The sequence below is a fragment of the Flagellimonas aquimarina genome, from assembly GCF_003149745.1.
GTDB lineage: Bacteria > Bacteroidota > Bacteroidia > Flavobacteriales > Flavobacteriaceae > Flagellimonas > Flagellimonas aquimarina.
Window position 1 is genome coordinate 86,709 of sequence record NZ_QGEG01000002.1, and the last position, 12,280, is coordinate 98,988.

A 12,280-nucleotide genomic window follows, 5' to 3' on the forward strand; every position below is an offset into this window, starting at 1 on the left:
ATTATTTTTGAGCGCCCTGTGATGTGCATAGAAGAATTTAATTTACCCAAATTACTTCTCTTATTGAGATTGATTCACCAGAAGCTGTGAACCCTTCAAGGCATATTTCATATTCGCCCGTGATGTCGGAGGTGAAAAAGTCTATTGTTGTTGTGTTGCTGTTCAGTTTAAAATTCGGTTCCCATACTAGTTGATGTCTAAAGTCCAATATCCTGTCTGTATAAGGCTTGTTCTCTATAGTATATTTTTGACGGAAATAATTTTTAATGGGCAGCGGCTTAAATAAATCAACTTCTATCCTATGATCTCCATTATACGGAGAAACATAATTGCCATCAAAAGTTTCAATATCTAAAATACCCTGGAAAATCTTGGAACCAAGAATATACTTGCTTCTTAGAAAACCAATGCGTTTAACATTTCTTGCATTGTATTCCAAAAGGTGGTTATGGTTTTGAACAGGAACACCGTCTACTACTACCAAAGGCGAAAAATCAGGTTTCATGTAAAAATCATAATCATTCTCCTTAATTTGAAAAGTATATTCATCTCTCCCTATTTTTTTGGACCAAACAAGCTCAATTACTTCTATAAGGGTTTCCTTAATGGTTGAAAAGCGGGTATAGTCATCCAGAACATAGGTGTTCAAAATATCTTTGTAGACAGGTACAACTGTTGGTGTGGGCTTTAAGGAATCTGGTTTTATGGAAAAATACGTGTTTTCAATCTGATTATGAACACTTCTTTCAACAATCATATTCTTCATTTGTGGAGTTATCTCGAATCTATTGAAAGTCAAATCTGAATAATCCATAGGAGGGTTGGAGCCTAGTTTCAATGTGTAGTTTTGTCTGTCCTTACCTAAAACCTGCACAAATGCCTTGGTGCCATTATAAGGGTTTTCCAAACTAACTAAAAAGTTACCGTTCTTATCTGTGGTAACTACTTTTAGGTCATACCCATTTTTTTCAGGAATGGATAAAGCAATGTTCACGTTCTCAACCTGGCTCGTGGAATCTTTTGGAAAAACCCTTCCAAAAATTAGCTCTCCTCTAAACTCTGGAAGAAAATGGTAATTTTCAGCATAATCATTTAGCATTTTCACTTGTTTGTTCTGTGGGGAATAGAAACTCTTGGAAGTATGCATTAAAGGTTTTTCTATGGTGTCTTTGCTTCGTACAGAAAGGGAATATGTGCCCTTGGCATATGGTTTGGCTACTTCTTTAATTTTTAGTGAAACCTTTGATCTTCTCTTAAATGTATCCTGACCGATACTGATATTTATTTTTTTCCTTCCCAGTTCCTTTATAGTGCTTGACAAGTTTATTGAATTGTTATGGACAATGCTTGTATCCTTTAGTATTTGCTCTTGATTGCCTTGATAGGGATTGATTATGGCTATATCGCCTTGAAAAAAATTATTCTTGCCTCCATTTTTCATCCATTGGGTATAACCGATGAGTTTATAGTTTCCGGACCTTACCGTTGTTGGAATAAAAAAATCCCCTTGACCAGAACTGTTTTCTAAACGAACCTTTTGCTTGAACACAGATTTTTTATCCTCGCTCACCAGTTCAACATATGCTATCTTGCTTAGGTTACTTAAACCATTCGTTTCTGAATTAAGGTTATAAACTTTATAGTACAGATATTCCCCTGTATACAATAAGGTATTGTTATAGTGTATAAAAATCTTTTCTTGTGGAATGTTTGAATAATCCAGCTCTAAGGATTGCCCAAATAAGTTGAAGATTCCCATAAAAAGAATCAAGAAGAACGCGAGGATATGTTTTTTTAGTTGTTCCATAATTATTCTATCCAAAAGTCGGGAATTGTGCTACTTCCAAGTACGGTGCAATCACCACAAACTCTGGGCACCAATTTATAAATGCCTTCTGATGCGTCTTCAGGTTCATGTGGCCCTGCATATTTTGATGTATTAAAATTTATGGCACCAAACAGTTCACCTAGAATTGGAGTGGTAATTCTGCAATCATCAGGATAAGTGGGGACAAGGTCTTCTGGAAAAAAATCTTCATGGTTGAAAAAAATTCTTTCTGAATCTACAGACGATACATCAAAAAAACCAACTACTTTTTCCTTGGGGTCGTTCTGCGGAATTATGTTCCCACTAAAAAAACCAGGTTGATTTTCAGAGAAAATGCTTTCCAATCCCGAAAATTCATTGAGGGTAGTATAAAAAGAGTGGGCTTCTCTGGATATTACATACTGCCTTACCAAAATACTGTACCTATGGCCAATTATATAGTCAAACCTATCAAGAAAACGAATGGGAAAACGCGTTAATCGATCTTCCGAAAACCCAGTGGTATTTCCCAATATAATATTCAGTGAGTTTACGGTATTGTAGCATACTTGCTCTTCTCTGGGCCTTGGGGCAAATCCATAAATAACAGGAGACTCAGAAACTACTATCAAATCTTGTGGATTCCATCGTGGTGCTACAATCTTATATGTTTCTTCATAGTCATATCTGTAGTATTGGGATTCCCCTTCTGGATCAAATGTATCCACTAAGATAGCAACGCCCTCTACATTTTGGTCATTAGTTTCAACTGCGGCATATAGATTGTCTATTGAGGTATTTGTTGGTAGAACCACAGAATTGGAAATATAGGAACTCCCTCCGCTTGTGGTAATGGACAATTGATATTCAACATTGGGTTGGGCGCTAAACATATTGGTAGAGACATATGTGCCAGGAACACTTTCTTGGAAAACATATTCGTTCCCTTGACTATCTTCTATTTTTATTGCGGCATTGCTTTCTCCACTTGAAATTCCGTCTTCCAAACGAAAGGTTCTACTTAGATAGACTACCTGATGTTTAAACTCATTGGTAATCAAAGCATCAATTACCAAAGCACTCTCAAAATCCTCGGTTGCGGCATCAAAGGGTTCCACGCAACCAAAAAACAAGCCATTGAGTAGCACTAAAAAGATAAAATGGTATTTATGTTTAAACATTTGTTTGAATCCTGATTGTACTTAAAATTTGAAATTATAGGTTATTGTTGGTATTGGAATTGAAAAAATTGAACTCTTAAAAGCTTTAATTTCACCACTTTCTGTTACAAAAAAAACAGAGTAGGGATTATTTCTTCCCAGTACATTATATATTGAAATGTTCCAAAAGCTATGTGCCAGTTTTTTTAACTTGTGATTTCCCTCAACATTAAAACTTAGATCTAACCTGTAATAGTCTGGAATTCTGAACTTATTTCTGTCGCTATAGAAAGCATAATTTGCGCCTCTAAAAGTATAGCTGCCAATAGGATAAGTTACAGGTCTTCCCGTTTGGTAAACAAAATTAGAGGAGAGGCTAAAGCGTTTTGTGAACTTATAGTTGGCAACAAGGCTTATATCATGTGGTCGGTCAAAATTAGTGGGGAAATATTCTCCGTTATTCACCACTTCTTCTGCAAATTCACTATCCAGTTTTATAAAAGACCTTGCATATGTATATCCAAGCCAACCATTAAGTTTTCCTCTGTTTTTTCTAACCAAAAACTCAAGACCATAGGCTTTTCCTTCACCCTGTAAAACTTCTGTCTCTAAAGTTTCGTTCAATAAAAGATCAGCACCTACTTTAAAATCAAGATTGTTTTTAGATTTTTTATAATACCCCTCCAAGCTTAATTCATAATTGCTGTTGTCAAAATTTTTAAAGAATCCCAAAGAATACTGGTTTGCCCTTTGAGGTTCAATATTTAAATCGGAAAGTTTCCAAGTATCTATAGGAGATACGGTGGTATTGTTTGATAAAGTATGAATGTATTGATATGTACTATTGTAGGCTGCCTTAACCGAAAAGTCTTTTGCCAAAAAATATCTTCCAGACAGACGGAATTCTGGTCCGGAATAGGTTTCTATCACTTCATTATTTCCAAATTCAACACTTTGCTCAACAGTTCCTTCACTTCGGGGCAATCCTTCCTGGTAAATCCTTTGAGTAGATTTTCCCAACGCAAAATAAATAGAGTACCTGAACCCTAAGTCGAGCAACAATTTGTCACTTACTTCATAAGTGTCCGATAAGAACAGTGCCGATTCTAAAGCTTTTTCCTTGGGAATGCTTAATGGCTCCACAATGGATTCACTGCCTTCGGGATTAATATCGCCAGGGTTTACCAAGTAGAGTTTTGATGAAATCCCGTAGTTAAACCTATGGGTATTGCTGTGCAAATACCTCATTTTGAATTTCACCTCCGTTTCATTGATTCTATATCCTAGGCGAAAATCAGCATCCGCTTCACCGTCAAAATCTATATTGAATCGGTACTCACTATTGGCCAAAATCAAGTCTCCAGAATTCTTTTCATTAAACCTGTGATTCCATTTTACGGAAAACAGCCTATTACTGTAGTTGTACAAGGAATCCGATGTTATACTAAAAGCGTCTCTGCTGTAATAAGCTGTTGCTTTTATATCATTTCTGTCGTTGATTTTATGGTTGTATTTTAGAATAACATCATAAAACGAAGCTTGGCTGTTTTTCAAGGACTCCTCATCCAGAGATCTAAGAATCCAATCTGAATACGAACTTCTACCACCTACCAAAAGTCCAGATTTTTCTTTGGCAATCGGTATTTGGAGTGCTATGTTATTCGTTACGGGTCCAACAGAGGCTTCACCTGCAAACTCTTCTGTATTGGCATCCTTATTGGTAATTTCAAAGACCGAAGACAAACGTCCGCCATATTCCGAAGGGATACTTCCTTTATATATTTTAAGGTCCTCCGCGGTAAAAGGATTTACTGCCTGAAAAATTCCAAAAAAATGGGTGGGATTGTAGATTACCGCATTGTCCATGAGGACCAAGTTCTGATCTGTGTTTCCTCCTCTTACATTAAATCCGGTGGCTCCTTCTCCAACTGAACTTATTCCTGGTAAAGTGGTGGCGACTTTTAGAATATTTCGTTCTCCAAGCACAACTGGGACATTTTTGGTCTCTTCAGCAGATATTTCTGTGGTTCCCATGACCGCTTCTTCCACGTTTTTGGCCAAATCTGCTCTAACCACAACTTCTTCCAATCGCTCCACACTTTCATTGAGCTGAAAATCAAGCTGGCCGTCATTGTAAATGATAACATTCTTCCGAATGGGTTGAATTCCAAGTGAACTGGTTTCAACAATATTTAATCCTGCCGGCAATTCAATTCTATAGAATCCCGAAGCATCCGTGACAGTTCCTATCTTTTGGTTTATTACTACAATAGAAAGATTGGGGATAGGTTCTTTGGATTTTTTGTTTTGAACATACCCGGTAAGAACAAATCTTTTTCTTTCTGTAACGTGTGCCTTGCCAATTCGCACAGTTTCAACTTCTAATCTTTCTATTGCATCATCTTTGGTGATGAATACTGCATTATTGACCACGGTGCTTTCCTGTTCCTCGATTTTAGAGGATCTTTCCAGGTTTCCAAAAAAGCCTGATGGTAATTCATCATATACAATGTTATTTCTACTCAGCGCTATTTTCTTATCCTTAAGGATATAGAAATTAATAACGCTACCATTAAAAATATCTTCAAGTATGAACTGTATCGTCGCATTTTCATAGTCACCCGAGATGGTTTCATTTCCAAGCCAGTCCGGTACATAATAAAAGCGATATTCTGTTAGTTCTTCTATTTCTTTTAAAGCATCAATGATTGGGGCATCTTCAAAATCCACTGTAATCTTAATTGAGTCATTTTGGGCAATGGCCAATTTAAAACCTAACAGGATCAGTATTGTTAGAATCCCCTTCATTTACTGTTGATTTTTTGTTCCAATAACAATTCATGGATTCTTCTGGCTAGAGAAACCAAATGTTGGCGGTAGGTTGATTTTGGGAATGACTTTTTTTTAGAATATGTCTCAATTTGCTTTTTAAATTCAGGAAATATCTTGGTAAAGTCTTTTCTGTTCTTTACCGTGAAATATTCGTTATTGTAGTGAAGAATATTAAAATTCCTACTTTTAAACTCATGATAAACAGTATTCTTTCCCTTACGTTGAAACCTTTTCTTCTGGTGTTTTTCCAACAATTGAAAACTTGAGTTTTCCAAAAGCACTTCATGAAAACCTAAGATATTGAAGGCACTGGCTAAACTGTCATTTATATTGATGAATGAATGGTTGTCAATGGTGAATCTCATGACTTTTTTCTTTATTGGCTGCAAAAGGACAATTCTTAAACCATGTTTAAGGTTTAATACAATAAGATCTTCATCCAAATCATACTTCATTTCCAATCCAGAATAGTAGTTTTTATCATAAACTATGGAGCCGGGAAGAAAGTCGGTAGTTTTATAAAACTTATGGTAATCGTTGATTACCTTATATTTTTCAATATAGCCTATGCCATTATATAACGCGGTGTTTTCAATACCTACCAATCCATCAAACCATTCGTGGTACTGGTCGTTAGATTTAGTTTGGCCAAAAACAAAAGAAAAGCATGAAATGTAAAACAACGGGATAAACGTTGGCCGTCTTTTTTTTTGCAAAAGTTTGTAAGCGTTTAAAAAAAACATGGCTACCGTGTTAAAGGTTATTTCATGAATACATATTCATGTAGTTTATTCTTTTATGAGAGGGATCATTTGTAAAAAGCTTACCTTATAATTAAAGATAATTATCTTTTGAACCCTGTAGCAATTATTTATACTAACGACAATGTAAGGAGGTAGTTCTGCATGATAACGTCGATAAAACCAATTAGATAAGTAGATTATTGAGGTAAAATGAGCACTTTTTTTGGACTGTTTTAAAAATTAAATAAAACCATAATGTCATCTTATGCAATGTTCTGGAGCAATGTCAATTATATTGATGTTTTTGGATATTTCATGATTTTGAATGTAGACTAAAACGTGATTGGGCAAAACTATTTTTCCTTTCTATATTGAAACATCCAGTTATAAATTGACATATTAAAAACACTATAATCTGTACTTTCTGCTCCCATGCCAGAGCCGCTATATGTCTGTGTCCATGAGTCATGACCTACATTTGGGTATATAGTGACCTTTGCAGTAAAAACGGGATTGTTTTGATTAATTTCTTCTACCATAGGGACCGAGCCGTTTTGATTAAAAGCACTTATGATATTATCTTCAGCGCCATGAAAGGCCCAAATAGGCACAGTAGAGAGCTTGTCTATTTGTGATGGGTCTCCAGACCCACAAATTGGAACTATTGCCGAGACAAATCCTTCATTGCCTTTTTGCCCAATATATGACCAAGTGCCTCTTCCGCCCAAGCTTAAACCGGTTAGGTATATTCTCGTTTTGTTTATTCTATAGTTGCCCAAAAGATGACGTATAAATCCATCTACCAAGGATGGGGACCAATTACCAGAGCCTATTTGAGGAGATGCAACGATACAGGGAAATTTGGGGTCCCATTGACTGGAATTAATCATGAAAGGAGGACCATGTGCCAACACTTTTTCTAAGTCGTTTGCATTTTCAAAACTGTTTCCTCTTTGCCCCCCACCATGTAAGAAAACGAGCAAGGGATAGCTATGATCATTATTGTCGTAACCACTAGGTGTATAAATATAATGTCCAAGGGGCGACAATAGACTTGAAATGGGATTTGCCGTGTGCTGTCCACCTGTGTCTTTTGGTAGGTCCATTAGATCTGTGAACTCAGGGTCAAACAATATGCTTTGGGTTTCTACAACAATTTCATCATCATTGGGGTCACTTGCTGGTGCAGTTGGTTTTTGATCGTCCTTTGAACATGAAATTAGGGCGACCATAAATAAGATTATGAATCGCTTGTTTTTCATTTAAGATAGATTAAGGATAAAAGGTACGATAGAAACGTATTTAAACCAAAAAGTGTCACTCTTCTCCAGCGGTGAACTCTCTTATTGCGCGATTAGGTTCCATAATGTTATGTCCTTTCCAAAACTCTGGTTTATAGGAAGATAAGTAAGTGGCCTTTACTGTTTCATCTTCGCTCAATCCTTCAAAACTTGATTTGGGGATTGTGCTGGAATCAAAAACCACCATTTCAAACTTTTCTGTATTGTAATTGACAATATCCAAGGCAAGTGACAGTTCGTTTTGTTTTCTTCTCCCTTTTACATGCTTGTTCTTTTCAATCACTTTTAAAGGACGGTCCACACCCATTTTACGTCCAAAGGTTAAAGCCATAAACTTGAGGTTATACTTATCGGTTCCGTACTTGGAGAACACCGTACTGCCAGAATAGGTTTGTTCTTTATAACTAAAACCCAATAGCTTAATACTTTTTAGAGGTTTTATGTTTTCGTAATCTATGCGCATTATGGCAAAATCTTCTATGTTCACAAAGAGCTTGCCTTTAAAATCGGCCCTGCCAGAAGGTTCATAACCAATTACATACACGCCTTGGTTTTCTAGTTCTGAGTAACCTAAAAGTTCAAAATCATAGCGGTTAAGTTTCTTGGCTACATCTAATTTGGATTTTTTTCCAAAAAACTGAGAGTGAATTTCATTAAGCACATATTTTCTGTTGCCCAAAAAATCATTTTTCTCAGGTTTTTTTAACTCTTCTTCTATTTCTTCAGTATCATTTTCGGCCTCCAAAATAGAGTCTACTTGCACTTTTTGGCCAAAAATGCCTGATTTTATTTTTAAATAAGAGTCTGGCTTTACATTTGCCTTGAAAATTGCTTCCATCTTTTCTGAAAGTGCTTCCATGGAACCTTCATTGCTTTTGTCATACAATTCAGCAGCCTTGATTACTTCCAATTTGTTTTCTTCATCGGCACGATAAAAATCTCCAAGAGTTTCTGTGTAGTAGGCAGCACTTCTTGGAAGAATGCTAATTATGCTATCTATGAGCTTTTTGTTCAATTCTGCAATAGTGGATTTTTTAAACTCGATATCCAGTTTTTGCATTGTATTATAGCTGGACTGTCTTAAAAAAAACCGTTGCTTTATTGGAGCGTTGTTATAATTAATGGGAAGACGTTCTTCCACTTTGTCCATAATGTCGTCGACACTTAATTCTTTGTCAAAGAGATACACTCCACTGAGTTCAATGGCCCTAGGTGTTATTGCTATCACACTATCCATAACTTGTTGAAATGGGATTCCGGTTTTGGAATACCCCATGCTGGATACGTAGATTGAATCCAATTGATGTTCAGACCTACTTAGTTCAAAGCTAAAGCGTCCTTCTTCATTTGTAATTACCCCTTGGTTTTCGCCATATTGTACGGTGGCATAGGGGATGGGTTCCTTGGTCTTACTATCTATGATTTTTGACGATATGGTCTGTGCAGATAATTGAAACTGTAAGAAGTTGAATAATAGAAATAAAACAATAAGCTTAATAGATTGCATAGAGTCAGTTTTCATGGTGTTTTAAAGAAAGACAAGTTTTTACGTCAAAGGGTTGCCTTAGGTTATAAGATTTGACGATTTAAGGTAAAACTTGTTTCAAAGTTCGGGCCAGAATGTTATGTTTTTGAAAGATTTTTGATCATTCCACCAAAAATAAAGTAGTGAAAGGGTAAAATGCTGTACCAGTACAATCTACCTCTAAGACCTTTTGGTCTAAAGGTCGCAGTTTGGTGCAGGACATTGTCGTCATCTATTTTGAACTCAAGCCATGCTTCTCCTGGCATGCGCATTTCTGCAAAAAGAAGGAGTCGCTTTGCTTTTTTATCAGCAAGTAATACTCGCCAGAAATCAAGTGCATCCCCAGGAAATATTTTGTCAGGATGGGTGCGTCCTCGCCGTAATCCGGGACCACCGTTCAATTTATCTAAAAACCCACGAATTTTCCATAACCTATTCCCGTAGTACCAGCCATTCTCACCACCAATACGCCAGATGTTTTCCAAAACGGCATCTCCATTTTTTATAGAAAGCCTTTTCTCATCTATTAGTACCCCATATTTGGGTACTTGAATGTATTTTTCTAAATGATCACTTACTTGTCCGCTAACAATACTGTCTTTCCAACTGCTTAACACCAAGTTTTGTTCGATTTTTTTAAAGGCCATTTCAATTGCTTGCTCATAAGAATGAGTTTTTATTCCCAATAATTGTTGTAATTGATCATCTTTGGCCACTACCTCCATTTTCATGCTATCTACCAGATTGATAGCCAACTTATAAGACGTTGAGGTTACAAAATAGAGCCAATAGGATGATAATTTGGGAGTCATTATAGGTACAGTAAGTATCCAATTTTTAAATCCCCTTACCTCTGCATATTTATGGAGCATTTCCTTATATGTAAGTACATCTGGCCCTCCTATATCAAATGACTGATCATAGGTTTTTTGATTTTGGAGCACTCCTGTAAGAAATTTGATGACATCTCTAATAGCAATAGGTTGTGATTTGGTCAAGACCCACTTAGGCGTGATCATAAAGGGCAATTTTTCACATAAGTCTCTAATTATTTCAAAAGAAGAGCTTCCTGAGCCGACAATGATACCTGCTCGTAAAACGGTAAGATGAAAATCTCCTTGATATAGAATATCCTCTACATTCTTTCTTGAGCTTAGATGTTTAGATAGCTTTTTATCATTTACAATACCGCTTAAATAAATAACCTGCTTTACGTTTGTGTGGGAAACATATTCATTGAAGCTTTTGGCAGTCGCGGCCTCTTTTTCATCAAAATCGTCAATGGACGAGGTCATTGAATGAATAAGATAGTAAGCGGCATCAATATCTTTTGGTAGTTTACTTGTGTCAATATTTTCTAGAAAATCTATTTCCACAATCTGGATTTGTTCTTTGGTCCTTTTGTCTACAGAAAGTCTTTTTTCATCTCTTACGGCACAGATTACTTCATGCCCTAATTCTAATAGTTGTGGCAACAACCGCATTCCAATATAACCGTTGGCGCCGGTGATAAGAATTTTCATTGTTTGGAGACATTGAACATTTTAAAGACATAGATAAAGGGAAGTAAGGCTATGGCAATCCATAATCCAATAAGGGTCTCTGTATCAATAGTATCAAAAATCCCTTTTATTTTAAAAACGAAAATTAGGGTAGTTATTAAAAAAATAATGACAGTGGTAAGGTTCATTACAGTAAGCATGCGTATGCCCAAAGCATATAGTTCTTTGGCATTTTTTTCAGTTACTTTTACAGGGTAGTTCATGTAATAAGGCTTCATTTTTAAAACCAAAATACTCATGGCCATATATATGGATGCGCTAATGGAGGGAATTATCCAAAGGATAGATTTACTTCCAAACCCATTGATTTCTCCTTTTAAATTAAAGTGAACAGGTATGGTCTCGGGCAAATCAAAATAGAATAGCAGTACCACAACAAAGTTGAGGATTACAATAACCCATCCTATCAAAACCAATTTTTTGTCCGTTGTGGTTGGTTTTACTTCAATTTTCGGTTTTTTTCTTAAAATATTCATAGGTCTTCAATTGAGGTTGGGGCATTATCTGCTTTGTAATCCAAAAGTTTTCTAAAGTATTTTTGGATGGCTTTGGTATCAGATTTTACTTTTATAAAATAATTGTCCTTATAAATGGAATACACAGCGAAATCACCTTTGTATATTGTGAGTTTGTAATAGGGAATGATCAAGCCATAGGTTTCCAAAAGTGACCTAAAACGTACTATAATCCCTTTAGGGCGCATTTCTATGTTGCAGGTGTTTAAATTGTTGTCAAGTATCAGTAAATTTTGGATTTCGATACTGGCGTCTGTCATAAAAAGTTTAGGAGAGCCTATGCCCCCCAATGCAAAACGTTCTTTTAGCGTAAAAGGCTTGCCCACGGCTTCATCTACTTTTTTAGTGATTTTTTTATCGGTGTATGAGACATTAAGAAGCATGGGACATAGTTTTATATGGAAGTGTTTTCATTTTCAAGTTGCAGGCGCATTGATTTGGGAAGATTGGCAACAACCAAATTATAAGACGTGTCCAACCAACTAAAAAGCAATTCATCAGGAATACTGCCATCCATAACAACTCGGCTCCAATGTTTTTTACTAAAGTAAGAAGGTTCTTCCATAGCAGGATATTCCGCCCTTAACTCTTCAATGGTGTCTGGATTGCATTTAATACTAAAGCTGGCGAACGTATTTATGTCTGTTGCCGTGAACATTTTGCCCTTTACTTTAAACACCAAAACATCTGGCAGCTTTGAAAAAGGAATGGACTCGGTGACTCCATTTTTTGACAGGCAATATTGTCTATATACTTCTATGTTCATATTTCTATCAAAAACTGAATACATAAAGTTAACCAAAACTAGGTGGATTACTGATGGTCTTATGAATTA

10 protein-coding genes are annotated in these 12,280 nt (G+C 36.1%); all 10 read right to left on the minus strand.

Translation table 11 applies throughout. The features are described from left to right. Nucleotides 1-37: 37 nt before the first annotated feature. Nucleotides 38-1,807, minus strand: coding sequence for a hypothetical protein (locus DKG77_RS07145; RefSeq protein WP_109661690.1), 1,770 nt, complete (start codon nucleotides 1,805-1,807; stop codon nucleotides 38-40). Between the two features lie 2 nt (nucleotides 1,808-1,809). After that, a complete protein-coding gene (locus tag DKG77_RS07150; RefSeq protein WP_109661692.1) occupies nucleotides 1,810-2,988 on the minus strand; it encodes a DUF4249 domain-containing protein in 1,179 nt (392 codons plus the stop codon). Between the two features lie 21 nt (nucleotides 2,989-3,009). After that, nucleotides 3,010-5,775 (minus strand): TonB-dependent receptor, encoded by a 2,766-nt coding sequence (locus DKG77_RS07155; protein WP_109661694.1) that lies wholly within the window; start codon nucleotides 5,773-5,775, stop codon nucleotides 3,010-3,012. Beyond that, nucleotides 5,772-6,515 (minus strand): hypothetical protein, encoded by a 744-nt coding sequence (locus DKG77_RS07160; RefSeq protein ID WP_133248430.1) that lies wholly within the window; start codon nucleotides 6,513-6,515, stop codon nucleotides 5,772-5,774. Before DKG77_RS07160 ends, DKG77_RS07155 begins: the two co-directional genes overlap by 4 nt. A gap of 380 nt (nucleotides 6,516-6,895) precedes the next feature. Further along, nucleotides 6,896-7,804: a carboxylesterase family protein gene (locus DKG77_RS07165; protein WP_109661697.1), complete on the minus strand. Its 909-nt coding sequence runs from the start codon at nucleotides 7,802-7,804 to the stop codon at nucleotides 6,896-6,898. A gap of 55 nt (nucleotides 7,805-7,859) precedes the next feature. After that, complete coding sequence (locus DKG77_RS07170; RefSeq protein ID WP_109663650.1) at nucleotides 7,860-9,350, minus strand: carboxypeptidase-like regulatory domain-containing protein; 1,491 nt, start codon at nucleotides 9,348-9,350, stop codon at nucleotides 7,860-7,862. 116 nt (nucleotides 9,351-9,466) lie between these two features. After that, entirely contained in the window at nucleotides 9,467-10,891 is a 1,425-nt protein-coding gene (locus DKG77_RS07175) for an SDR family oxidoreductase (RefSeq protein ID WP_109661699.1), read from the minus strand. Further along, nucleotides 10,888-11,406 (minus strand): DUF1648 domain-containing protein, encoded by a 519-nt coding sequence (locus DKG77_RS07180; protein ID WP_109661701.1) that lies wholly within the window; start codon nucleotides 11,404-11,406, stop codon nucleotides 10,888-10,890. Before DKG77_RS07180 ends, DKG77_RS07175 begins: the two co-directional genes overlap by 4 nt. Next, nucleotides 11,403-11,828 (minus strand): hypothetical protein, encoded by a 426-nt coding sequence (locus tag DKG77_RS07185; RefSeq protein WP_109661702.1) that lies wholly within the window; start codon nucleotides 11,826-11,828, stop codon nucleotides 11,403-11,405. Before DKG77_RS07185 ends, DKG77_RS07180 begins: the two co-directional genes overlap by 4 nt. 11 nt (nucleotides 11,829-11,839) lie before the next feature. Beyond that, nucleotides 11,840-12,211, minus strand: coding sequence for an MmcQ/YjbR family DNA-binding protein (locus DKG77_RS07190; protein WP_109663651.1), 372 nt, complete (start codon nucleotides 12,209-12,211; stop codon nucleotides 11,840-11,842). Nucleotides 12,212-12,280: the final 69 nt, after the last annotated feature.

Excerpts from the sequence above, each read along its gene's own strand:
- DKG77_RS07185 (WP_109661702.1), bottom strand. The coding sequence starts at position 11,828 with ATGCTTCTTAATGTCTCATACACCGATAAAAAAATCACTAAAAAAGTA.
- DKG77_RS07145 (WP_109661690.1), bottom strand. The coding sequence starts at position 1,807 with ATGGAACAACTAAAAAAACATATCCTCGCGTTCTTCTTGATTCTTTTT.
- DKG77_RS07170 (WP_109663650.1), bottom strand. The coding sequence starts at position 9,350 with ATGCAATCTATTAAGCTTATTGTTTTATTTCTATTATTCAACTTCTTA.
- DKG77_RS07180 (WP_109661701.1), bottom strand. The coding sequence starts at position 11,406 with ATGAATATTTTAAGAAAAAAACCGAAAATTGAAGTAAAACCAACCACA.
- DKG77_RS07150 (WP_109661692.1), bottom strand. The coding sequence starts at position 2,988 with ATGTTTAAACATAAATACCATTTTATCTTTTTAGTGCTACTCAATGGC.
- DKG77_RS07155 (WP_109661694.1), bottom strand. The coding sequence starts at position 5,775 with ATGAAGGGGATTCTAACAATACTGATCCTGTTAGGTTTTAAATTGGCC.
- DKG77_RS07175 (WP_109661699.1), bottom strand. The coding sequence starts at position 10,891 with ATGAAAATTCTTATCACCGGCGCCAACGGTTATATTGGAATGCGGTTG.
- DKG77_RS07165 (WP_109661697.1), bottom strand. The coding sequence starts at position 7,804 with ATGAAAAACAAGCGATTCATAATCTTATTTATGGTCGCCCTAATTTCA.
- DKG77_RS07190 (WP_109663651.1), bottom strand. The coding sequence starts at position 12,211 with ATGAACATAGAAGTATATAGACAATATTGCCTGTCAAAAAATGGAGTC.